Source organism: Nostoc sp., assembly GCF_036916985.1.
Taxonomy (GTDB): Bacteria; Cyanobacteriota; Cyanobacteriia; order Cyanobacteriales; family Nostocaceae; genus Nostoc.
The window spans coordinates 111,976-137,341 of record NZ_JBALFD010000014.1; the positions used below are offsets into that span (position 1 = coordinate 111,976).

Annotated in this window: 17 protein-coding genes; 11 read left to right on the plus strand and 6 right to left on the minus strand. The window is 42.2% G+C overall.

From position 1 onward, the window contains the following. Positions 1-185 precede the first annotated feature (185 nt). A complete protein-coding gene (locus V7L07_RS04115; RefSeq protein ID WP_335055323.1) occupies positions 186-2,921 on the minus strand; it encodes a DUF3536 domain-containing protein in 2,736 nt (911 codons plus the stop codon). Positions 2,922-3,534: 613 nt separating this feature from the next. Here V7L07_RS04115 and cax point away from each other — a divergent pair. The 7 genes from cax (at position 3,535) to V7L07_RS04150 (ending at position 13,349) form a co-directional block, all read left to right on the plus strand. Further along, the gene (gene cax / locus V7L07_RS04120; RefSeq protein WP_335055325.1) at positions 3,535-4,626 is read left to right on the plus strand and encodes a calcium/proton exchanger; all 1,092 of its coding nucleotides are present in this window, start codon (positions 3,535-3,537) and stop codon (positions 4,624-4,626) included. Positions 4,627-4,824: 198 nt separating this feature from the next. Further along, positions 4,825-5,964 (plus strand): serine/threonine-protein kinase, encoded by a 1,140-nt coding sequence (locus V7L07_RS04125; RefSeq protein ID WP_335055327.1) that lies wholly within the window; start codon positions 4,825-4,827, stop codon positions 5,962-5,964. A 273-nt stretch (positions 5,965-6,237) separates the two neighbouring features. Then, positions 6,238-7,134 (plus strand): alpha/beta hydrolase, encoded by an 897-nt coding sequence (locus tag V7L07_RS04130; RefSeq protein ID WP_335055329.1) that lies wholly within the window; start codon positions 6,238-6,240, stop codon positions 7,132-7,134. 97 nt (positions 7,135-7,231) lie between these two features. Continuing rightward, positions 7,232-8,902 carry a phosphatidylglycerol lysyltransferase domain-containing protein gene (locus V7L07_RS04135; protein ID WP_335055331.1) on the plus strand — a complete coding sequence of 557 codons (1,671 nt, stop codon included), beginning with the start codon at positions 7,232-7,234 and terminating at the stop codon, positions 8,900-8,902. 329 nt (positions 8,903-9,231) lie between these two features. Beyond that, positions 9,232-10,623, plus strand: a complete 1,392-nt coding sequence (locus V7L07_RS04140; RefSeq protein WP_335055333.1) for a hypothetical protein — start codon at positions 9,232-9,234, stop codon at positions 10,621-10,623. A gap of 556 nt (positions 10,624-11,179) precedes the next feature. Continuing rightward, on the plus strand, positions 11,180-11,455 hold the full coding sequence (locus V7L07_RS04145) for a DUF485 domain-containing protein (protein WP_334695823.1): 276 nt from the start codon (positions 11,180-11,182) through the stop codon (positions 11,453-11,455). A gap of 325 nt (positions 11,456-11,780) precedes the next feature. After that, a complete protein-coding gene (locus V7L07_RS04150; RefSeq protein ID WP_335055335.1) occupies positions 11,781-13,349 on the plus strand; it encodes a sodium:solute symporter family transporter in 1,569 nt (522 codons plus the stop codon). Positions 13,350-13,565: 216 nt separating this feature from the next. On the opposite strand, the gene V7L07_RS04155 is transcribed toward V7L07_RS04150, so the two are convergent. Then, positions 13,566-14,408 (minus strand): tetratricopeptide repeat protein, encoded by an 843-nt coding sequence (locus V7L07_RS04155; protein ID WP_335055337.1) that lies wholly within the window; start codon positions 14,406-14,408, stop codon positions 13,566-13,568. A 233-nt stretch (positions 14,409-14,641) separates the two neighbouring features. Then, on the minus strand, positions 14,642-15,562 hold the full coding sequence (locus V7L07_RS04160) for a ribonuclease D (RefSeq protein ID WP_335055339.1): 921 nt from the start codon (positions 15,560-15,562) through the stop codon (positions 14,642-14,644). Between the two features lie 465 nt (positions 15,563-16,027). Between V7L07_RS04160 and V7L07_RS04165 the strand changes: the two genes are divergently transcribed. Further along, complete coding sequence (locus V7L07_RS04165; RefSeq protein WP_335055340.1) at positions 16,028-16,501, plus strand: BON domain-containing protein; 474 nt, start codon at positions 16,028-16,030, stop codon at positions 16,499-16,501. A 124-nt stretch (positions 16,502-16,625) separates the two neighbouring features. Here V7L07_RS04165 and V7L07_RS04170 read toward each other — a convergent pair whose 3' ends face one another. Then, positions 16,626-17,264: a restriction endonuclease subunit R gene (locus tag V7L07_RS04170; RefSeq protein ID WP_335055342.1), complete on the minus strand. Its 639-nt coding sequence runs from the start codon at positions 17,262-17,264 to the stop codon at positions 16,626-16,628. 268 nt (positions 17,265-17,532) lie between these two features. Between V7L07_RS04170 and smc the strand changes: the two genes are divergently transcribed. Together smc and V7L07_RS04180 are read left to right on the plus strand one after the other, a co-directional pair. Next, positions 17,533-21,165 carry a chromosome segregation protein SMC gene (smc, locus tag V7L07_RS04175; protein WP_335055344.1) on the plus strand — a complete coding sequence of 1,211 codons (3,633 nt, stop codon included), beginning with the start codon at positions 17,533-17,535 and terminating at the stop codon, positions 21,163-21,165. A gap of 200 nt (positions 21,166-21,365) precedes the next feature. Next, positions 21,366-22,361: a PRC-barrel domain-containing protein gene (locus tag V7L07_RS04180; RefSeq protein ID WP_335055346.1), complete on the plus strand. Its 996-nt coding sequence runs from the start codon at positions 21,366-21,368 to the stop codon at positions 22,359-22,361. 228 nt (positions 22,362-22,589) lie between these two features. On the opposite strand, the gene V7L07_RS04185 is transcribed toward V7L07_RS04180, so the two are convergent. Then, on the minus strand, positions 22,590-22,856 hold the full coding sequence (locus V7L07_RS04185; RefSeq protein WP_335055348.1) for a DUF5615 family PIN-like protein: 267 nt from the start codon (positions 22,854-22,856) through the stop codon (positions 22,590-22,592). Next, positions 22,856-23,191 carry a DUF433 domain-containing protein gene (locus V7L07_RS04190; RefSeq protein WP_335055350.1) on the minus strand — a complete coding sequence of 112 codons (336 nt, stop codon included), beginning with the start codon at positions 23,189-23,191 and terminating at the stop codon, positions 22,856-22,858. The genes V7L07_RS04185 and V7L07_RS04190 overlap by 1 nt, the downstream gene beginning before the upstream one ends. 165 nt (positions 23,192-23,356) lie before the next feature. Here V7L07_RS04190 and V7L07_RS04195 point away from each other — a divergent pair, with 165 nt between their 5' ends. Further along, complete coding sequence (locus tag V7L07_RS04195) at positions 23,357-25,081, plus strand: ABC transporter ATP-binding protein (RefSeq protein WP_335055352.1); 1,725 nt, start codon at positions 23,357-23,359, stop codon at positions 25,079-25,081. The last annotated feature ends 285 nt before the right edge of the window (positions 25,082-25,366 follow it).

Here is a 25,366-nt window from a genome sequence, read left to right on the forward strand (position 1 = left end):
TGTGGAGGTCTCTTAGGGTTTTGGATACATTAGACATCTCCAGAAAAGAAAAAAGACCCCTCTCCAAACCTCTCCGCGAAACGGAGAGAGGCTTTAAAACCCCACTTCCCTTGTAGGGAAGGGGGGTTAGGTCTGCGTGCAAATTTGTGGTCTCTAAATCTTTTCCGGAGATGTCTATTACGCACTTATCCCAATTGATTTGAGATCATACTGACATCAACAGCTAACTTTTTGCCCAACTTAAGCAACTGAAGACACTGATTATTTCCTTCATTATCAAGGTTAGTAATACAGACTGGCGCTATCTGACTGTGCAAACAACTAAAGTATAGTTCTTGCGATCGCTGTAGGGAAACATCAATATTTAGTTGATCCCCGACATCAATCAATCGCTCTAACAGTTGGATATCTGCATTAAAACTACCATTGGCATCGTGTAACAATTGCCAGAGCGATCGCGCGATTAATTGTTCTAACATCTGCTTACCGTCGGGAATATTTAGCCGACAACGCAGATGTTTTGCTTCAGTTGCGATCGCTTCTAATTCTAAAATGTGACTCCAACTCTTTTGGGGATCAGCGATATCTTGCTCAAGCGATCGCAATGTCATCAGACAGCGATGCCCCAAAGCAATATCGGCTGCTACCTGCAATTCTTGGGGTACTGCGATTTCATCTCGGTGAAACGCCATCAGCACACCGTAATTATCACGGTAGGCTTGAGTATATAACTGTCCTAAACGTGTCAGTGTTTCCTGACTCAGCAGCCGCATAATCCGGTGGCGTTCTTCAGCAAATAGATTTTGCAAGCTGAAAGCTTCTTCCCCAAATAGCTGCGTCATCGCCAAGATCGTATGAGCCGCACTAGCTTGTTTTAGTGCCCCAAACAGCTTTTCTTTTAATTGGCTATAGTCACGCCGCCCGGTAAATTGTTGAATACCGCAGTGGAAATCCCAGCCTCCCAAATGCAGCACCGCAAATACCAAATGCTCACTTTCCCAAGTAATCTCTGATACTAGCTTTAAATTTCCCACAGCCAGAGTTAGCGATCCCATGCGTTGCAGTTGGTAATCCAACTCATTGGCAGCGTAGCAATAAACCTTTTTGTGGTAACGCTGAGACTGTTTGTCAGCAGCATCTTTTCTCGGTAGGGAATTGTGTGTCTCTGCTGGTTTCTGACTGGTAAATAGGGAAGTAATGGCGTAATGGGCTGCGACTTGCTTAAATCCAAGTTGGGCAGTTAACACAAGTTGCCGATAAATTTCTGCACCGTGTTTGAACTGATCCACATTACTAGGAGCTAAACCAAGGCGTTTGACGAAACCTTTTTCTAACTGCACACCTGCCACATCCCCTGCCAATTCTAAAGCACGGGCAGCATAGCGGAGAATTTGCGTCCCCTCTGGACGAGAAATTTCTTCAAAAAACCAACCGCAACTCGTGAACATTAACAAAGCGTGACGCTGCATTTCTAATAGGCGCAGAGCGTCTACTTGTTCGGCTGCTGTTAGTTTGTGGGTTTGATGACGGGCTAAGAAACGGTTGACATTACTAGCAGAGCGATCGCGCATTACTTGGATATATTCATCTCGTGCTAACCAGGGATCGCGAAATAACTGTCTACCATGTTCTGTATACACTTCAGTTAGCTGATCCCGCAGCCAATTTAGAGCATCCCGCAAAGGACGACGCCATTTCTGATGCCAAACACCTCCCTCTCCACCACAACCACAATCATCTTCCCATCTGCCGACACCGTGGGCGCAACTCCAGGCTGTGACTGACTTCAATTCCACTTCCCAACCAGGAGAATTTAAGCTGAGGTAGTGGGCAAAGTTCGTCACCGTCCAACCATGTTGAGCAAACTCTTTGGTAAAGGCGTAGGCTAAAGTTTTCTCAGTTCCCTTTTTGTGGTGTCCGAAGGTTTCCCCATCTGTCGCTACTGAAATTAACTGTGCTGGGCGATGATCCCCACGTACTGCTGAACCGATACGTCCGGTAAAGCGACTCGAATTATAAACGACATCACTAAAACCCATATCCCGCGATATCGGGCCATCGTAGAAGAAAATATCAATGTAAGGGGGGGAGTGGGGAGTGGGGAGTGGGGAGTGGTTACTATCTCCATTCCCTTCCTTGATCGCACTCAGAGGTGAAGATGAAGTGTCTAATGTGGGCTGCAAATAACAACGATAGGGACGAGTAGAATCAATCTGACTACCGCCGACTTCAATCCATTCAGGATGAGGATGCTCTGGAGTAGGGAGGGGACGGCAACGCAATGCTTGAGATGGTGCAAGGATAATGAAGCGAATACCCTCAGCAACAAGAGCTTCTAGGGTTGCGTAGTCTACAGCCGTTTCTGCTAACCACATCCCTTCGGGATCGCGGCCAAAGCGGGAGCGGAAGTCTTCTTTACCCCAGCGAATTTGGGTATATTTGTCGCGCTCATTGGCCAGAGGCATGATGATGTGATTGTATACTTGCGCGATCGCATTGCCATGACCATCCAGGCGATCGCTACTCTTGGCATCTGCCTCTAAAATCCGCTGATAAACCTCCACATCGTAGCGTTCTAGCCACGACATCAGCGTTGGTCCAATATTAAAACTGAAATATTCGTAATTGTTGACGATCCCCACCACTTCGCCTTGATCATTTAAGACTCTGGCAAAGGCATTCGGACGATAGCATTCCCAATGAATCCGCTCATTCCAATCATGGAAAGGTGCAGCGCTCGGTTGGCGTTCAATTGCGTCCAGATAAGGGTTTTCCCTTGGTGGCTGGTAAAAATGACCATGCACCGTCACGTAAACACCATTAGCCTTTCTCAGGGGATCAGTTTCTTTGGTGTTATTGGGATCTGAATGTAATGTTAACGTTGAGCCAGAGCTAGCTGGCATTTGGGCAGCAGAAGTCATGTATATTCATCCAAAACAAAAAATTTGCAGTTGCACCGAAAATATTGTGCGTAAACCTTTCTCCAATAGTTTGAACACAAAATCCGGTATAAACAACAACTATGGAATCTAACTAAATTTTTGACAAAGCGGTTTCATTGTAGTGGGAAATCTGCGTTATCGCACAGCCCTTTCCCTGAAGGCTCAAAATCATTAGCCATTGAATAAAGCCTCAGTTAGGGGTTTTCTTTTCTTGGGTGCTAATCAAAATTTTAATTGTCTTTTAATATATTAAACCTTATTGCTGGTGTAATATCTTGGCTTAAATTCATACTTTTGCAACAAAAGATGACAAAAACTCCTTAAATCGCAATCTTATTTTACACAATATCCGCAGTGGCGAACGGAAAACAGTACAATCTCTGAATTGGTCTAGAGGCGGTTGAGAGTATCCTATGGGAGTAGTAAGTGCTGAGTGCTGAGTAGTGAGTGCTGAGTAGGGAGTAGGAAAGCAAAGAGATGCTCCCGATGGACAAGAATAATAACTTTTAACTCCTAACTCCTAACTCAGCACTCAGCACTCAGTACTCATAACTCAGCACTCCGATAAGATACCCTCAACCCAAAACAAGAAATGTCAACCAAAAACATTATTCTTTTCGCTTTACTACTGTTCATCCCGGTTTCTGTCGCAGCCCACTTTCTGGAGTGGGGAGAATTGATAGTTTTCATTACAGCTGGATTAGCAATTTTGCCCTTAGCAGCTTGGATGGGTACAGCCACAGAAGAAATTGCTGTCGTAGTCGGGCCATCATTGGGGGGCTTGTTAAATGCCACTTTTGGGAATGCTACAGAACTAATCATCGCCCTAGTGGCATTGAACGCTGGGTTAATCGATGTAGTCAAAGCCAGTATCACGGGATCGATTATTAGCAACTTACTACTGGTGATGGGTTTTTCCATGCTTTTGGGAGGACTGCGCTATAAAGAACAGACGTTTCAGCCAATTGTGGCGCGGGTAAATGCTGCTTCGATGAATTTGGCGGTGATTGCCATTTTGATGCCAACGGCGATGAATTACACTTCTCAAGGAATTAACGAAGAAACACTGCAAAATCTTTCTATTGCTGTTGCTGTAGTATTAATCCTGGTTTACGCCCTAACGCTGCTATTTTCGATGAAAACCCACTCTTATTTATATGATGTGGGTGTAGCGGAGACAGAAGAAGAGGAAACACCACACGCGAAACCAAATATGATGTTGTGGATTGGCGTGTTGCTAGTATGTACCTTGCTAGTGGCAATTGAGTCAGAAATGCTAGTAGATTCTCTGGAAGTGGCTACATCTCAGCTAGGTTTGACGGCGCTGTTTACAGGGGTGATATTGGTTCCCATCGTCGGTAACGCGGCTGAACACGCCACAGCAGTCACCGTGGCGATGAAAGATAAGATGGATCTTTCCCTTTCGGTAGCTGTGGGATCAAGTATGCAGATTGCCCTATTTGTCGCACCCGTGTTAGTTATAGCAGGGCGGATATTAGGTCAACCAATGGATTTGGATTTCAAACCCTTTGAATTAGTAGCTGTGGTTGTGTCAGTGTTGATTGCCAACAGTATTAGTTCTGATGGTAAGTCCAATTGGCTAGAAGGCACTTTGTTATTAGCTGCCTATACAGTATTGGGGTTTGCTTTCTACTTCCATCCAGTTATAGAAAGTATAGGGTAGTTAACAGTGCGTAGGCGTAGCCTGTCGTAGACATCGCGAGTCAATTTTAGATTTTAGATTCTTTTGGTTCTAAGCCTCTTTTTCAACCCTTCTGGGTGACACAAATCCAAAATCCAAAATCCAAAATTTAAAATCTGTTAATTACCCCCTTTTGCCTGGGACAGTGGAAAATAAAGAGATATAAGAGCGATCGCCTGTATGAGCTACTGCCTTAATCCCCATTGTCCCAAGCCTGAAAATCCCGATCATGTCAATTTTTGTGTGACTTGCGGTTCTAAGTTACTCCTCAAAGAACGTTACCGTGCTATCAAACCAATCGGACAAGGTGGTTTTGGCAAAACTTTCTTAGCTGTGGATGAAGATAAACCCTCCAAACCACGCTGCGTAATTAAGCAATTTTATCCCCAATCCCAAGGCACGAACACTCTTGCAAAAGCTGTAGAGTTATTTAATCAAGAAGCGGTGCAGTTAGATGAATTGGGCAAACATCCCCAAATTCCTGAACTACTGGCATATTTTACCCAAGAAGCCCGACAGTATCTTGTACAAGAATTTATTGATGGGCAAAACTTAGCCCAGGAATTAGCACATAAAGGGGCTTTTAGTGAAACGCAAATCTGGCAACTATTAAATGATTTATTGTCAGTTTTGCAATTTTGTCACGCCAGACACGTAATTCACCGTGATATTAAGCCAGAAAATATTATTTTACGTAGCAGTGATAGCAAACTAGTATTGGTAGATTTTGGTGCGGCTAAATCTGCCACTGGTACTGCTTTAAATAGAACGGGTACTAGTATTGGTAGTCCAGAATATGTTGCACCTGAACAGATGAGAGGTAGGGCTGTTTTCGCTAGCGATATTTACAGTTTGGGTGCTACTTGTGTGAATTTATTAACCCAGCGATCGCCTTTCGATTCTTATGATACTCAAAACGATACATGGGTTTGGCAGCAATACTTGCAAACTCCGATTAGTAATCCGTTGAGTCGTATTCTGAACAAGATGCTAGAAAGTATTCCAGTTCGGCGTTATCAAACAGTCGATGAAGTTCTCAAAAACTTAAATCAATACTCACAAGTTGCAGCCATACCAGCGATTGCGGCAAAGCCTATCCCTCAACCGCCACCCAATTCTCCACCCGCTTTTTTATCGAAATCTCCTAGTCAACTTGAGAAGGAATTAGAAGAAATGAAAACCCAATTTATGGGTAGCAGTAAACCTCAAGCAAATAAAGTACAGCCACCAAAGCCCACATCTCAGCCTCCTAGTACAAATAAAATAGATCAAGAATTAGAAGAATTAAAAGCTAAATTTCTTGGTAATAACAACCCCTAAAATACACTATGACTTATCTCCTAAACCTTATTTATGTTAAAACTTAGAGTTTTTTAAAAGATATATTTATGTAGGTTGGGTGGAGTGAAACGCAACCCAACATTACCACCAAATTTTATGTTGGGTTACGCTATTGCTGCACCCAACCTCCAAAACTACGGTTCTCAAGGTAGACGAGGTTTAACAGACTATGGTGTATATACATCTCCGTGTAAAACAAAAATCGTTATAGTAAGTTCTAATATAGGTAATTTTTTTAAATGCTAAAAAAATATGAAGATTTATAAACTTTTAATTATCTTGGTAGGAGCGATCGCACTCCTTACCAGCGCTGGTTATTATTATGTATTCATCTTAGGCGCGCCCCAACTAGACCCACCCCAAGAAGAGGCCAATACTGGGCTAAAGTTTCAATTAACTAGCTTCAACTCCCAAGCGATGGGTGCAATCCGTAATTACGGCGTGATTTTGCCCCCTGGTTATAGCAAAAATCCGCAAAAGCGATACCCTGTAATCTTCTTGCTACACGGTGGTCATGATGATGCCCGTGCTTATGTTGATAAATATGCACTCTTAGACGTACTGCATGAACTTTATCAAAGTCAAAAATTACCACCATCGATTGTGATTACACCCGATGGTAATGATAATCGCGGTTCCAGTCCTTTATATGACCCCGATTACTTTGATGGGGCAAATGGTAAAGTGGGAACTTTAATTGGGTCAGAATTAGTGCAAGTTGTCAAGTCGCGCTACCGCACTTTAGAAAAACCCCAGTCTTGGGCGCTGGGAGGTTTGTCTTCTGGAGGATGGGGGGCTTTTAATATTGGGTTACGGCATCTTAACAACTTCCAGATATTGTTTAGCCATAGCGGTTATTTTACCGATAACAGTGGTTCACAAAATAGTCCCCAACAAATTGTGCAGCAGCTATCACCCCAAGATCGGAAGCAATTGCGTGTTTACCTGGATGCGGGTATGAACGATAGTAATTTACTAGCTTCTACCAAAGCTTTTAACGAAACCTTGAATCAGTTAGGCATTGCTCACGTATTTTATGCGTTTCCTGGAGGTCATGGTTTGTCTGGTGCAGATATCGGCTGGAACTACTTTCACAAACATCTTAAAGATTCGCTATCGTATGTAGGTGAACAGTTTAAAAAAAGTTAGGAGTTAGGAGTTAGGAGTTAAGAGTTTTAACGCCAAAACAAATGACCAATGACCAATGACCAATGACCAATGACCAATGACCAATGACTAATGACTAATGACCAATAATTTAAAAACTCAGATTGGACTTTGGAGTGCGGCATTCCTTACAGGTTTAGTCGGAGTAGTAAATTTGTTATCAGCAGTGACACCTAATCTGTATGGTAGAAATCACTGGTTGAAGGAATTTTTGCCATTTGATATCCGGGCCAGTGGTCATGTATTTACAGCCCTAACTGGGTTTATTTTACTAACACTTGCTACTAACTTATTACGCCGAAAAAAAATAGCCTGGTTGCTTACCATTGGTTTACTAGTAATTTCCATTTTCAGCCATTTGCTGAAGGGATTGGACTATGAAGAAAGTCTACTCTCTGGAGTTTTACTGGGACAATTAATCTTGATGCGTCATTATTTCACGGCGCAGTCAGACCGTCCTTCTATCGCACGGGGAGTCAGAGTACTTATAGGCGCTTTATTATTTACTCTGGCATATGGAACTATTGGATTTTATTTGTTAGACGGCAAATTTTCCGAGAATTTTAATTGGCGTGAAGCGATAATTCAGACTTTGGCGATGTTCTTCACTGCGGATAATTGGGGACTGCAACCAAAGAGTCGATTTGGAGAATTTTTTGCTAACTCCATTTATATTATTGCAGGAGTTACTATTGCTTATGCAATGCTAATGTTATTGCAACCTGTGTTTTGGGGGAATCTAGCAACTACAAATGAGCGAAAAAGAGCTAAAGAAATTGTTGAGCAATATGGATGTTCTTCTTTAGCAGCGATCGCACTCTTAAATGATAAGAGTTATTATTTCAGTCCTTCTGGTAACAGTGTAATTGCTTATGTTCCCAAGGGACGGGGTGCGATCGCTTTAGGAGATCCCATTGGCCCTGTTGAAGACCGCAAAGAGACAATTGTTGCTTTCCGAGAGTTTTGCCAGCGTAATGACTGGTATCCTGGCTTTTATCAAACTTTGCCCGATGATATTGAGCTTTACCAGTCATTGGGGTTTAGAGTACTCAAGATTGGAGAAGAAGCGATCGTTGATCTGAAAAGTTTTACGTTACAAGGTAAAGCCGGCAAAAACTTTAGACCATCAATCAGTCGTTTAACTAAACTAGGATACAGAATCGACTTTTACCAACCACCTATCGCCAATGATTTATTGCACCTCCTCAAACCTGTCAGTGATGAATGGCTAAAGATGGTACAAGGTTCGGAAAAACAATTTTCTTTGGGTTGGTTTGATGAAGCCTACCTGCGAGAGTGCGAGATTGCTGTAGTGCATAATCCTGAAGGTCAGATCAGCGCCTTTGCGAACATTCTCCGGGAGTACCAACTCAACGAAGCCACTATTGACATGATGCGACATCGCTCATCTCTTGAAAATGGCACAATGGACTTTTTATTTATTTCCCTACTCCAACATTTTAAAGAGGGTGGCTACGACAGCTTTAATTTTGGTCTTTCTGCCCTTGCGGGAGTTGGAGACAACCCAGAATCACGCCGCTTAGAAAAAGTATTGCACTATCTTTATGGGCACTTGAATCGCTTCTACAACTTCAAGGGATTGCACGCTTACAAAGAGAAGTTCCGCCCCCGTTGGGAACCGCGTTATTTGGTTTACCCCAGTTTAACCGCCTTACCGGATGTAGTTGTGGCATTGATTCGCGCAGATTCAGGCGATCGCCTCTTCGATTATTTCAAACCCGGAGCATGAACTACTCATACTGCTACGAGCTACATCTACACAACTTGGCATTTTTGTGATACAATTGTACTATAAAAGTATGAATGTCCGGTGAGTATGCAGCGCGAAATTTACCAGACATGCCCAAAACTTGTAGTAAATGAACGCCCATAGTAGCTAGTAGTCTGTCCCATTAATTTTGTTGGGCTGCTAGATCCCCGACTTCTTCAAGAAGTCGGGGATCTGAACACCACTAACCTCTCAAAACTTTTGGGAGGTTAGAGAGACGCGATAAATCGCCGTCTCTACAGGGAATTGAATTTTGAATTGTTAATGACCTTTATGTAGAAGGTAGCAATATGACGAATAATCAAATTTCTCTGGTAGAATTAATCCAAATTTTTACACAGTACCGCAACAATATTATCGTCAATATCAAGCACCTAGAAGAACATTATCAAAGAACAGGTATCAAGCGTGTTAAAGGTGTTAGAAACGAAAATGGGGAACTGCTTAAACCTTGGTTAAGAACAGAATATATTGATAATGCTGAGTATGTAAGTATGGGCGATTTTCAGTTTAATCGCAATACTGCTACTCTCAATATGCTTATCAAACGTAAAGTCAAACTTGCCAAATTTGAAGACAAAACCCCTACTATTGAGGTAGCAGGTTTGCTAGTGACTGACCTCAATACCTTTAATAACTATACAATTGTCAGTGACGGCAAAATTAATGTAAAGTCTTTAGTAGTCAAAATCAGCAGTAAAAAAGCCTTTGACTTACTCAAAGAAAAAGGAATACTGGATGCAGAAGAATTTGACTTCCGTGCTGAACATACCATTCAGTTAGATGACTTGCCCCTTGTAGCTGCTAATAGTTATTACAGCAGCATTGATGGACTATTCAATGAACTAGCAGAAATTAAAGTACTTGTTAGTATTATTTCTGCTCACTTAAGAAAGGAGTCAGATGTATTTGTAGCAGGACAGTTAGATGAGTTTAAAAAGCACTATCTGTCTAAAAATGTTTACATTAACTTCCCTACAACTAATGAATACACAGATATTCATGAAGCTTTAGTTAATGGTACTATTGAGTCAAGATTGAGCTATAAAATTGATGTCGGTAGTCAAGATATTCTTAACCTCAGTAAGTTTCATTCTGCTAACAAGTTTCTGAATAAAATGTATCGTCTTTATGATAGAATAACTGGAGAAATTTTCATCAAGCCTAGTTTTGAGATGGCATTGAATGAAAATCTTGCTTTTCGGCACAGGCTATTATCATCACGCACCAAGATTACAAAAGTTGACGAATTGATGAAACCAATTTTTGATGATTTTCTTGGACTTGAGCAAAATGGTATTGTTGGAGGTATTCTTAAGAAAGTTGGTGCTGATAGTTTGGCGCAGTTATTTCAGGAGAAACAAACTGGTAAGCAGATCAACAAAGAGGAAATGGTTGCAGCTTTAACAGTGGCAAATAAAAAGTTAGAACAATATGCAGAAAATATCTACCAAGATAAAATATCTCCCTTGGTATTTTACATAGGTTCTACTGGTTTATTGCCAGATCAAATGCAAGCAATAGCTATGACGGCTGAGGAAGCTGCTGCTAAATACCCAAATTTGCAATTTTCTAAAGATGAGCAAGAAGGTACTTTTTTTGCAGTTGACGATAGTATTATCAGCATCTATGTAAAAACTGAATATTACAGCAAACTTATTTCTGTAGGTGTAGACAATTAGATTGGATATACTAATCTAATTTGATTTGTGAGAATGCAAATATTAGAATCCCGACTTATTTGATAAGTCGGGATTCAATACGCTTAGTTTAAGGTTTTTTGATGAAAATTATAGATCACAAAGGCGCAATTCATCGCGTCTCTTCTTTTAACCGAACTTGAAGGATTTTAAAACCTGGTAGCAACTACGTATTTATTTTAAGTTTTAGTATATAAAAATTTAATACTTGAGTTTAGTAGAAAGAATACTGTATAATAGACTACTTAAGGTACTGGGTTGGAAACCACAGATATAGCAATCTGATTTGATTTTTGAACTTATTGGCGTAAGTAAGAGTAGGGAATTTCTTACAACTCAGATAGGATTGCCATATAGTTTTATGTTTTTGTGACTCAAGACAGAGCCGCTATTGTCTTGTTATTTTGATATATCACTTTGCAAAGTTAATTTTATTACCTGATATAGCAATAGATTTACTAATAATCTTTAAGAAAATTACGCAGAAATCAACTTCAATGAGACAATCTGACCTAATCTTCTCAAGCGAAAGGAAGACATGAACGATCGCACAAAGGCTCTTCAGGCTCTCGCCGCTGAACGTTGGCGGATATCCCTGATTCTCAGTGGAGCCATGATGTTTATTTACTTCGGCTTTATCCTATTAATCGCGTTCAATAAGCCCCTGCTGGGGTCATTAGTATTTCCTGGCCTTAGCCTGGGAATTTTACTAGGGGCGCTGGTAATTGTCTCAGCATGGGTATTAATTTTTATCTACGTGCGTTGGGCAAATAGCAGTTACGATGACCAAATCGCAAGGCTGACACGCAAGTGAAAATTGGGCATGGGGATGAGCGAGTAGGGAAGAAGCAAGGGAGCAGGGGGAGAAATCAATTCAAAATTCAAAATGACGCTCTCTACGAGACGCTAAAAGCGTAGCTTGCTTCTCTGAAAGAGTACGCAGACTCGCTCTAAGCGTTCGCGCAGCGTCTCGTAGAGAAGCCATGCCGTTGGCGGAGCCTCTCGTAGAGAAGGCTTTACGCTGCGCTAACAAAATTCAAAATTAAAGAACTTCTGCCTCCTCTTTCCCAATGCTCAATGCCCAATAGCAATTTCTAGTCCCAAATTCAAAAATACTAAACCTACTAAACCAAAAAAGCATGAATAGTGTGTGGTTCAATCTGCCACTGGCGGCTGATATTACCAGTCTTGGTCACTTTAACCCGTTAGCGATCGCTTTCTTCTTTCTATTTGTTATCAGTTCTTTAGGCATTACCTATTGGGCGGCAAAGCTCACCAAAAATACAGCACAGTTTTATACAGCTGGCGGTAAAATTAGCGGTTTCCAAAATGGGCTGGCCCTAGCAGGAGACTTCATGAGTGCAGCTAGCTTTTTAGGTATCGCTGGGCTGGTGGCACTCAACGGCTTTGATGGCTTGATTTATTCTATCGGCTTCCTGGTGGGCTGGCCGATTGTTATGTTCTTAATTGCCGAACCACTACGTAACTTAGGTAAATATACTTTTGCCGATGTAGTGGCTTATCGCTTGCAGCAAAAGCCTGTACGTATCGCCTCTGCGATTGGAACGCTGGTAGTAATTAGCTTTTACTTAATTGCCCAAATGGTAGGTGCTGGAGAGCTAATTAAACTGTTGTTTGGCTTTGATTATGAATTAGCTGTGGTCATTGTCGGTTGTGTGATGATGGCTTATGTGATTTTTGGTGGGATGATTGCCACCACCTGGGTACAAATTATCAAAGCAGTTCTGTTGCTCGGCGGAACTATCTTACTAGCTATTTTGGTACTGGCACAATTTGGCTTTAACCCACTTGCTCTTTTCGCTGCTGCATCTGAGAAGTATACAGGTGTATTAGCTCCGGGCAAACTGGTTTCTAACCCCTTGGATGCTATCTCTTTGGGACTATCCTTGATGTTCGGCACTGCTGGATTACCTCACATCCTAATGCGTTTCTACACAGTACCCGATGCCAAAGCAGCGCGGCTCTCTGTTACTTATGCCACAGCTATTATTGGCGTTTTTTATCTCCTTACCTTCATTCTGGGCTTTGGAGCAATGGTATTGGTAGGTAAAGATGCGATCGAGAAAATTGGTACTGGTGGTAACATGGCTGCGCCGATGTTGGCAGAATTTCTCGGTGGTGATGCTTTCTTAGGTTTTATTGCGGCTGTTTCCTTTGCAACAATTTTGGCGGTTGTCGCTGGGTTGACACTCTCAGGTGCAGCTGCACTGTCTCATGATTTGTGGGTAAACGTGGTGCGTTCGGGTCATGCTGACGAGTCAGAACAACTGAAAGTAGCTCGCGGTGCGACAATGCTTTTGGGGTTAGTGGCCATATTCCTGGGTATTTTATTTAAAGGTCAAAACGTCGCTTATATGGTAGGTTTAGCATTTGCGATCGCTGCTAGTGCAAACTTCCCAGCATTGCTTTTATCAATGCTTTGGCGACGCTTCACTACCAACGGTGCGGTTGCAAGTATGTTAGTAGGTACTGTCTCCTCTTTAGTACTGATTTATTTGTCGCCTACGATTCAAGTAACGATTCTTAAGCACGCTTCTGCACCCTTTCCGCTAAAAAATCCTGGATTAATCAGTATCCCACTAGCGTTTATTGTGGCGATTGTGGTTTCCCTATTGAGTACTGAACAGCAGGCACAGGAAAAATTTGCGGAAGTTGAGGATCGGATTCATATTGGTTCTGGGATGTGATTTTGTTAACGGACAAATAAGGCGAATAGAATTGCCTGCGGCACACTGCGTGAACGCGGCTACACAAACATAGACGCTTTGCGGCTTCCCGCAGGGTAGTCCGCCTGCGCGGACTAAGAAAGAAAATTGAGGATTTTTAACCCACGGAGGTGGGTTTTGCCTGTGTAGTCGCGGTTTCTAACCGCCCTTTTAATGTTAAATTGACTTGGCTTTTCCCTACTGCCCAAGTTCTTTGATGTTATTCATCACTTGTTGGTATAAGTCGTTGTTACCCTGACTTTGAAAAATGTTTGCTGCTTGTTGTAAGTCTTTGAGTGCCCCTTGTTTGTCTCCGTTAGTGGCGCGGGCGTTTCCCCGGTTATTGTAGGCAGGGGCAAAGTTAGGATTGAGGCGAATGGCTTGATTGTAATCTGCGATCGCACCCTTAGGATCTCCATTGGCAGCACGGGCATTTCCTCGGTTATTGTAGGCGATCGCATATCTGGGGTTGAGGAGAATTGCTTGACCAAGATCGTCTATTGCCCCTTTTTTATCTCCATTGGCGGCGCGGGCATTTCCTCGGTTATTGTAGGCTTCGGCATAGTTGGGATTGAGGCGAATCGCTTCACTGTAATCTTTGACTGCTTCTCTGTTACCTCCTAATGAGGCGCGGGCATTTCCTAAGTTATTGTAGGCTTCAGCGTCATTAGGGTTGATGCGGAGTGCTTGATTGTAATCTGCGATCGCTTTTTCCTTGTCTCCCAAATCGAAGTAGACTAATCCCCGTCCATTGTAGGCAGCGCCATATTGAGAATTTTGACTAATTGCCTTACTATATGATGCGATCGCAGCTTGCAAGTCGCCATTTAAATGCTGATTCTTTCCCTGAAGATAGAATTCTCCACCTTTAGAAGTTGTAGCTGAACGACGGTTAGGTTGACTGACTCCTATTTCTGTCACCAACACATTGTCATTCTTACTACAAGAAATACTGCTAGTTGCAGCCAATGTAGTAAAAATAGCTATGGTAAATAAAGTATTTACCCTTGTTCGGTTTTGCCCAAATAAACGCCGTCTCATAAGTTAATATAAACTGCCATATTACCTAAATCGAATTAATACCAAAACCTAGACTTTAATTCTTTAACTCAATAATTATTTTAACTTTTAATAGACCTTTAAAGTTAATTGACAAATTTCCCTAATATCTTATAGATTTATCAGGGAAGGTACGAGAAAATAATTATTAAATTTCCAGATTTATGCTTTACAATAACTCTATAAATTCCGACATTTGTAGCCTGATGAACAATTTACTCATCCTCCGCTTCAGTCTCTTGAGTTTTGGGAATTAGTCGCCAAGAGGTATTTTTGTCAATATCTACAGACAATTGTTCTAGATTTTGCCCTAAATCTTTTTGGAGTTTCTGAGTTAGTGTAATCGGAAAATCTAAATTAATACCTTGAGTTTGTGCTAGCCTTGCCAATTCGGTAAATGTAGCTTTGATTGTAGTGCGCTCATAACTAGTCAGCTTATAATCATAAGTTTCAGATATATTCTGAGCCTGCATAGCTTTTTTTATACGTTCTTGCAAATGCTCAAATTCTGAATTCAACAACTTCCATTGCTGCTCAACTTGCGAGTATCTGGTACTTAGTGATATTAAGTCTTCCGTTGCGGGTTCGGGGCTGGCTTGGGCTTGTAATCGTAACAAGTTTAAGTGGATTTGAGCAAGATAAATACAATCTAAGTAAGCATACTCTATCTGTTCTTCAGTCAGGGGGCGTTTTCCCCAATCGCTTGTTTGTTCTTGTTTATCGATATTATTAAAGCTACAAAGTGCTGTAGCTATAGTCTTAAGTTGGTAGTTGGGTAATGGTAAAAGATAGTAGGGAATTTTTTTTGCCATTTCCAAAGTGCAAGTAATATTTTTGGCTTTCTTGTTACCGAGAAGCTTTAGATCATAACTGGCGTTGTGAAAAACTTTTTCAATAGCAGAATTTATCATAATTTCTTCAATAAATTCAGCTATAATATTAGGCTGATCTAAGACATCTAAAAGATAGACGCGATCGCCACTCATATCTTGAGGATTATCTAATACCTGAATCAGTGACAGTCGGGGATTACGACTTTTATAGTCAGCGACTTCTGTATCTATCCACAGTGTTTTAGCACTGGTATATTCAGCAACAATGGCACGAATTTCGCTAGCGGAAGTAAGGTAGGGCATTGGCTAATATTTCCTGATATTTAGGGCATTGTCAGTAAGCCATAGTTTTCTAAAGTAACATTTTGTTGGTAAATTTGTTCGCACAGGATTGCAAAAACGCTGAAGTTTGGAATTCGTCATAGACATCGCCAAACTGACTCAAATCTGATAATATCGAGTCACGACTGTAAAGCGGTACAGTCTCAGCTTAATAAAGCTTCTTAGCATCTGCCTTAAATTGACAGATAACCACAGACTGTATGCAGACTATACTGGTCAGCAACCGTTAGGAAAATTGAATTGGTGCTTTTCAAAAGTGGCTGCAAAATCTTAGCCTCAAGAAATCGTCCAAGTTTCAATTTTAAGTAACCTGGGTGCTTGCTTGGGTACTTTTACTGCCTCAGATTTAATTGCTTTTTAACATCTGCTCCTCACCATGACACACACATTAATTAATTGCTTCAAGTACTCAATTCGGAGATGATAATGAAAAAGCTAATTCCATTACTAGTTAGTAGCATTTTGGTAGTTGGTACTTTTGGCTGTCAAGACGCTCCTAAAACTGGTTCGGAAACTCCTAGCACTACAAATGAAGCCGCTCAAGCACCAGCAAAACCAGCTTCTCAGACAAATCAAACCACGGAGAAAACTACTTCCAAAATTCCAGCAACACAAACCACTCCTTTAGTAGCTAGCGCAGGTACTAAAGTTAAAACCAATACTGAGAAAACCGCAGCAACAAAAGCTAAGGGCGACTTAAAAACCGAAGTTAGTCAAAAATTGAACAAAGGCTTACCAGGTAATAAGTTACAAGTTGAAAATAAAGAGGGTGAAATTATCCTCAAAGGCACAGCGACTTCTGCTGAAGAACTCAAGAAAGCTGAAACCTTGGCTAAGGAAGTTCAAGGTGTGAAGACAGTGAAGGTAGAAGCAAAAGTTGAAACTGTGAAAAAACCATAACAGAATAACTGAAGCTATCAGTTAACAGTTAGATTCATCATCAAAGATAAACAGGATTTACGTCTGCGTAAGCCCTGTTTATTTTACTTAAATAAGAGTGAAAAATTGGTAAAATAAGATTGAACTACAACAGGCAAATCGATTTAAGAACTTGTAACAACTCGATTGAAGATGTAGAGCGAGTTATATCTAGTTTTGGCAATAATTGGTACACAGGAGGATTCCCTTGCTGCATATAGACAAACTGGTAATCCATACCGTTAGTAGTCACGCCCCAAACTGATGTTTGATTTTCTAGACTTTTGTAGGCATAAGTGAGCAACTGGGGTAATCCTTCCAAAGCATTAAAACTACTATTTTTAGATTCAATTACTAATATCAAAAAAGGCGTAGTTACTATTCTTTTTTGAGTCTTGCTAACAGCTAAAAGATCCATCCGTCCTTTGATATTTGCATCTTCATCTTCTATAGAGATGTCAGCTATATTTTCTTCTAATGTAATTTTAATGCTGGACTGATAGAAACCAGCTAATTTCAGTAATGGTGCAAGAAAGAGAAATTTTATTTGTCCTTCAGAGATTTTACCCTCTGAGTAGTATTCATGGTATATATTACGGATTACCTGTAATTCCTGATGCTCAAATTCTGTGAGATTTGTTAGCGATAGCAATGATGTAAATGAGTCATTTAACTGTTCTGTTAATTTTAGAAGGCTTTGAACATCTTTCAGACTAAGATTTCTTGCGTCTAAAGTAATTGTCATTGATTTACCTTTTCCTGGTTTAACTCAAATAAAATTGGAATCAGTTGATCTAGTTGCTGTTGATGGTGTGCAATTAAATCTCATGCTCGTGCTAACTCTAGTAGTATTGTAGTTTTCTCTGAACCACGATTCTCCTGACTTCCTCTGTCCTAGCCTGCGGCTTGCTGCTACGCGCGTCTACGATAATCCTAAATTTCCCCTCTACCCTCTTGCGAATTTTTAATTAGTTGATACACTTGTTCTTCATTAGCCCAGTGAACCAGCGCCTATGGTGCATATCAAGCGCGTGGAACTTACCAACTTCAAATCCTTCGGTGGCACTACCTCAGTCCCTTTGCTACCGGGGTGTACTGTCATATCTGGGCCAAATGGTTCGGGTAAGTCAAATATTTTAGATGCACTGCTATTTTGCCTCGGACTCTCCAGTTCTAAGGGAATGCGAGCCGATCGCTTGCCAGATTTAGTAAATAACACTCAAACAGCTAAAGGACGCGCTTCTATTGAGGCTAGCGTCACTGTGACATTTGATTTGTCGGATGAAATCTCACACAAAGATACAAAGCCGCAAAGGGAGGAAGTAGAGGAAGTAGGGGAAGTAGGGGAAGAAAATCCAAAATCTAAAATCCAAAATCCAAAATCGGCAGAGTGGAGCGTCACTAGAAGGCTAAGAGTCACTCACCAAGGGACTTACACCTCGAATTACTATATCAATGGTGAAGCTTGCACATTGACAGAACTGCATGGGGAATTAAGTAACCTGCGGGTTTATCCTGAAGGCTACAACGTGGTGCTACAAGGGGATGTCACCAGCATTATCTCGATGAATGCGCGAGAACGGCGGGAAATTATTGATGAATTGGCTGGGGTGGCGGCATTTGATCGCAAAATTGTCCAAGCCAAATCAACTTTAGATGAGGTGAAGGAAAAGGAAGATAGCTGTCGGATTATTGAAACTGAATTAACTGCACAGCGCGATCGCCTTTCCCAAGATCGGGCAAAAGCTGAGAAATATCAAAAACTCCGCACAGAATTTCTGGCGAAACAATCTTGGGAAGCTGTTTTATCATGGCGATCGCTACAAGCGCAACAAGAAAAGTTAGTTCACGAAATTCAAACAGGCGATCGCAATTTTACTGAACTCACTACCCAACTCACAAACCTAAATTCCCAAATCGTCCAAAAAACTGCTGAACTAGAACAACTCAACGCCCATGTCAAAGCCTTGGGAGAAGACGAACTTTTGGCGGTACAATCTACCCTTGCCACCCAAGAAGCAGAACGAAAACAACTCCAGCGTCAGCTAACCGAATTACAAACAGCTTCCCAAGAAACTGCCAAACGTCTAACTCAGACTCAGCAAGAAATTCAAAAACATCACCATTCCCTAGAAGAAATTGCCGAAACACACATTGTAGAGACGCGATTCATCGCGTCTTCCCAGCAGCAAAGAAATGAAGCACAGCAAGCTTTAGAAAGTTCCCGCGAAGCCGCCGCCGAAATCGCCTCAGCTTCCGAAGCATGGGTGCAGCAACAAACAGCATTCAACCGTCAAATTGAAGCTTTGCTGCACACCCTAGAACCGCAACGCACCGAACAAGCACAACTGAGGGAACGCAATAATCAGTTACAGCAACTTATCCAAGAGCAAACTCAGTTAATTGAACGCGACGAACCGCTTTTAGCAGAAAAACAAACTGAGTGTTATCGAGTTGAAACAGAATTTAACGCCTCTAGCGAACCCATCCAAAATTTAGCTCAAAATCTCTCAGCCACCGAACAAGAACTGCAAATCCAACAGGAAACCCAAAAACGGTTACTTTCTGAACAACGAGAAAAACAACGCCAGTTGGATAAAATCGAGGCGCAAGCGCAAGCACAGCAAGAAGTCCAAGGAACCCAAGCGAGTAAAGTCATTTTACAATCGGGAATACCTGGACTTTGTGGTTTAGTTGTGCAGTTGGGAAAGGTGGAACCCCGCCATCAGCTAGCTTTGGAAATGGCTGCTGGGGGACGCTTGGGACATATTGTGGTGGAAGATGACAGCATCGCCGCAGCGGGTATTGAACTCCTCAAACAGAAACGTGCAGGGAGAGCGACTTTTTTACCGCTAAATAAAATTCACGCTCCCAAATTTACTCAAGATGCAACGCTGCGTTTTGCTAGCGGCTTCGTTAACTATGCTGTGAACTTAGTTGATTGCGATCGCCGTTACAAAGATGTCTTCAGTTATGTTTTTGGTAACACAGTAGTATTTGCCAGCCTTGAGGCGGCGCGGAAAAATTTAGGACTGTATCGCATTGTCACCTTAGACGGGGAATTGTTGGAAACCAGTGGTGCAATGACTGGTGGTAGTAACAGCAATCGTTCAGCGTTGCGGTTTGGTAATGCGGAAGCGGCGGAATCTGATGAAGCGATCGCTTTAAAAAGTCGTTTGGTGGATATTGAGCGGGTTTTAGAGCGTTGTACTGAAGCGATCGCAACTTTGTCAACCAGAACCAAAAAACTCACCCAGGAACTCACAGAATCGCGTCAGGCGCGGCGCGAACAGCAGTTGCAATTGGAACAGTTGCAGAAAGACATTAAGAGTTTAACAACGCAATTAGAGGGGACGCGATCGCAACTCGCCCAAAACAGCCAAAAGTTAGCCACTGCTCAATCCCGATTAGAAATTTTAGAGCGGGAATTACCGGGACAAGAAAATGAGTTGCAACAATTGCGACACGCCTTAGCAGAGTTGGAAGCGTCTCAAACTCCCAGTGAATGGCAACAAATCCAGGCAACCATTAAAATTCAAGAGCAACAATTACAACAACGCGAAACAGCGTTACGAGAAGCTGAACAAAGATTAAAAAATTTAGAAAATCAGCAACAACGTTTGCAAGAAAAAATTCAAGAAGGGGAGGAGCGAATTAGCCAATATCATCACGAACAAGAGGCGCAACAAAATCAACTAAATACCCTCAGCACTCAGCACTCAGCACTCAGCACTCTCATCACCCAAACCCGCGCCAATCTCAGCCTTATGGAGCAGAATTTGGGAGAAGAGAAACAAAAACGTGACGCTACAGAACTGGAAGTGCGATCGCATCTTTTACGCCAACAACAATTGGAATGGGAAATCCAAAAACTCCAAGAAACCCAAGAGAAGCGGCGAGAGGAACTAATTGCACTGCAAACTCAATTGCGGGATGTGGGAGCAGAATTGCCCAATCCGTTGCCTGAAGTTCCAGACAAGGTAGATTTAGAAGAATTGCAGAAAGAATTGCGATCGCTTACCAAACGCTTACAGGCAATGGAACCTGTTAATATGCTGGCGTTGGAAGAATACGAACGCACTCAAAACCGTCTCCAAGAACTCACCCAAAAATTAGAAACACTAGAAGGAGAACGCACCGAACTACTTTTGCGGATTGAAAACTTTACCACATTGCGGCAACTTGCCTTTAAAGAAGCTTTCGATGCCGTTAATGAAAACTTTCAATCAATTTTTGCCATTCTTTCCGACGGCGACGGCTTCTTACAACTCGAAAATCCCGAAGATCCCTTTAGCAGTGGATTGAATTTAGTCGCGCACCCCAAAGGCAAACCCGTACAGCGCCTAGCTTCCATGTCTGGGGGAGAAAAATCACTCACAGCCTTGAGCTTTATCTTTGCCCTGCAACGCTACCGTCCATCGCCATTTTACGCCTTTGACGAAGTAGATATGTTCCTAGATGGGGCAAACGTAGAACGATTAGCTAGAATGATTAAACAACAGTCACAACAAGCGCAATTTATAGTTGTGAGTTTGCGTCGTCCGATGATAGAATCAGCCGAACGCACAATTGGCGTTACTCAAGCACGAGGAGCTTACACTCAAGTTTTGGGGATTAAGTTACAATCATCCAATACATCTGCTTGAGTTTTTGTTAATAATAGTGTATAGATAAACCACGTAATGTCCGACTTTCTCTCAAACCTAACCCCCAACCTCTTCCCTACCAGCGAAAGAGAGCAAAAATCAAAGCCTCTCATCCACTGTGAGAGAGAAATTGAAGCGGGGTTCCAAGGAGAAGTCGCACATCGCGTTAAACCGGATTCGAGATCAGGACTCGGTATAGAATGACCTCCGAACAGATAATTAGGCGTTCCGACATATTAAATACCCAGGTGATTACCCGCGACAACGGCAAGCGGCTAGGCATCATCAGTCAAGTCTGGGTAGATATCGATCAAAGAGAGGTTGTGGCTCTTGGTTTGCGAGACAGCCTGATCTCCATTTCGGGCATACCGCGCTATATGTACCTCAACAACATCAGCCAGATTGGTGATGTCATCTTGGTTGATAACGAAGATGTCATTGAAGATATCGAAGTTGAATCTCTCAGTAATCTGATTAACTGGGAAGTAATCACAGAAACAGGTGAAGTATTAGGCAAAGTTCGGGGCTTCAAGTTCAACGGCGAAAACGGGAAGCTTGAATCTATAGTCATTGCTTCTTTAGGATTGCCCCAAATTCCCGATCAATTTGTCAGTACTTACGAGTTCTCAGTAGATGAAATTGTCAGCACTGGCCCCAATCGGTTAATTGTGTTTGAGGGAGCCGAAGAACGGGTAAACCAGTTGACAGTTGGTTTACTAGAGCGCTTGGGTATCGGTAAAGCGCCGTGGGAACGCGATGCAGAAGAAGAATACGGCTACACTCCACCACGTACAATTGCACCACCCAATCAACTACCTAGTGGAGTACCATTGCAACCACCCAGGCAAAAAGTTCGCGCCCCCGAACCCGTAGCGCGGGAAGAAGAATGGAATGAAGACTATGTGGAAGAGGAAAGGCCACAGCGTCAGGTAATGAAGGCGCGGCAGTATGAGTCTATTCAATACGAAGAAGACGAGGAAGAAGATAACTGGAGCGAAGCAACGGGCAACGACAGGTATCAACAACCGCAACCGCTAAAGTATGAAGCCCAGCCTTATAGCAAGCCTTATGTTGACGAATACGATGATTATGACGACGTAGATGGCGATGCTTGGGAAGATGCGCCGAAGCCTGTGAATATTCCCAAGAAAGTCAAGGAAAGGCAGCCAGAATACGAAGAAGAAGGCGGATATTAATTAATTCGTAATTCGTAGTTCGTAATTTTCGGCTTAAATTACAAATTATTTCTCTGGTAAATTCAGCCCTCTCTTTGCAAGCAAGGAGGGGGCTAATTTTTGAGGATAAGTGAGGGATTGGAGAATGTACTATCGGCTCAGAGGTAGATATTCAATTCGATCCTGGTATTCATCCTCAAACGAAGCTTCCACAATGATGATTAATTCTTCAACAGTTTGTCCAATGCTTCAGTTTGCATCAATGGTGAAAATTCCGGGAATATGACGACCTGAAGCTAAATGGTCAGTCAAATGTCCGGGCATAGACTTACGGTTATTCGTCACCAAAATAAATCCATTGGTTTCGCACCAAATCAAGATATCTGGATCTGGAGTGCCCTTGGGTGGCACATCTAAATCCCCAATGATTCGCACGACCAATTCAGGGTTGCGCCGCACAAGTTGGGAGCGATATGTAGGATTCAGATGTTCATCCAACAGATACCGGATTGCCATTAGCTTTCCTGTAAATGCTTTGGAGCTTTTTCTTCCTGCATCCGCCGAAACCTCATCCTGGCAGGAGATGGATTTTGCTGTTGCTCTTCGCGTATGGTTCGGGAAAATTCCAACCAATCTACCAGATACGCATCAACTTCTGAACGATGATGCAAGTAATACAAAATCGTGGCGTAAACCTGTTCCAACGTCACCGTATGAAATTGTTCGGCAATTTCTTCTGGTGTTTTGCAGTGATAGATATACTCGTAAAGAATGCTCTCAATCCCAATGCGGGTTCCTTGGAGTCGGATGTCATTTGGTGCAAGGGCGTTGAAATACTCTTCCAGTTTCATAAAGCAAGATTGCTCGAATGAACATTCCACTTCAATCATAGAAGAACACCGGGAAACTCTATGATGAATGCTAAAACAGTTTGTAACTAATTAGTTAAGTGTTTAGAAACTCACGAAAAACTGCTAGCGTCAAACAAAGTAAAATATCGTTGTGGACTTTCAAGCTTGAAAACCCGTTCTAATTACTGGCTACTACTGCCTTATATCCGACTCCAGTGGCAAACCATCGCCAAGGGACTTATTGGCATTTTGGGATACGTGCTAGCGACACTAGTATTGATCAATGTCGCTGGTAAATTGGCAATTCCCTTTGCCCAAGGTAATGTAGTAGCGATCGCTCAAATAACTGGTAGTTGTGCTTTAGTATTTCTTATCAGAGGCTTGTTTCAGTCTATACAAGATATGTATATGGCAAAAGCTGCTCTGAGAGTTGCTTTTCATCTCCGCCAACAAGTCTACGCCCATCTGCAAAAGCTAAATCTCAGCTATTTTGAAACTGCAAAAGCAGGTGATTTATCTTACCGCCTCACAGAAGATGTTGACCGAGTTGGCGAAGTGGTAAATAAAGTATTTCACGACTTTATCCCTTGCATTTTGCAGTTGGTAGCAATTCCGATTTACATGATTTACCTAAATTGGCAACTGACACTCGCAACAGTGATAGTTGCGCCACTGATGGGTATTTTAGTCGGCTGGTTTGGGGAACGGTTACGCAAGTATTCCTTAAAAAGTCAAAATCGGGTGTCGGGTTTATCAGCCATCCTCTCAGAAGTTTTCAACGGTATTCGTTTGGTACAGGCTTTTGCTGCCGAAAATTACGAAATCGCCCGCTTTGGCCATGAAGCAGAACGCAGCCTGAAAGCGAAATACTCAGCCGAACAGCTAAAAGCAATTCAGATTCCCATCATCGGATTTTTGGAAGCCTTAAGTGCGTTATCGTTACTGATTGTGGGAGCGTGGCAAATCTCCCAAGGTAACTTGACAGTGGCGAATTTTTTCAGTTATCTGGCGGCGGCGGCGCTGTTAATCGATCCCATTGGTCATACTACTAACAACTACAACGAATTTAAGCAGGGTGAAGCATCTGTTGACCGCGTTTTTGAATTGATGGCGATTCAACCGACGGTGATTGAAAAGACAAATGCGATCGCTCTCCCCCCAGTCAAAGGCAAGGTAGAATATCGTCATATTTCCTTCGCCTATAAGCCAGGTGAACCCGTATTAAAAGATATCAGCTTATTGGTATCGCCAGGTGAAGCGATCGCACTTGTGGGTGCTTCTGGTGCTGGTAAAACCACATTTGTCAATCTCCTCCCCCGTTTTTACGACCCCGAAGTTGGTCAAATCTTCATTGACGATGTTGATATTCGAGATGTCAAGCTACATAGTCTGCGGCGACAAATTGGGATTGTTCCTCAAGAAACCATCATGTTTTCAGGAACGATTGCCCAAAATATCGCCTTTGGACAAGATATTTTTGACATAAAAGCAGTTAAAGAGGCGGCAAAAATTGCTAATGCCCATCAATTTATTAGCCAACTACCAGAAGGTTATAAGACTTGGGTAGGCGAACGTGGGGTAAACTTGTCAGGTGGACAAAGACAAAGAATTGCGATCGCTCGTGCTGTTCTGCTCAATCCCCAAATCTTGATTCTTGATGAGGCGACATCAGCATTAGATTCCGAGTCAGAAGCATTGGTACAGGAAGCGCTGGAAAGATTGATGGAAAAACGCACAGTATTTATTATTGCTCACCGTTTATCGACAGTTAGAAGGTGCGATCGTATCTTAGTTCTCGAACAAGGGCAAATTGTCGAATCGGGAACCCATGAAGAATTATTAGCTCTAGAGCATCGCTATGCGCGGTTTTATGCCCAGCAGTTTAGCTAGTCAGAATTGCTTGACCAGGTTTTTTGAAAATTTTACTTTATCAATTTCTGTTCTGTTACGATAGAACAATCAACCTGCACAGACAGTCTGTACAGGTTAAGCAAGAATATACTTAATTCAACTTACAAGTGTAAAGGAAACTCTTGATACTTATGGTTTCTACTACTTATACTTACACACAAGCACGAGAAAAGCTGTCTGAACTGTGCCAGAAAGTTACTTCAGAACGCATAATGGAGCCATGTTGCGGCTGATGCCCAAAGAACCGGACGTACTAGGGTAATT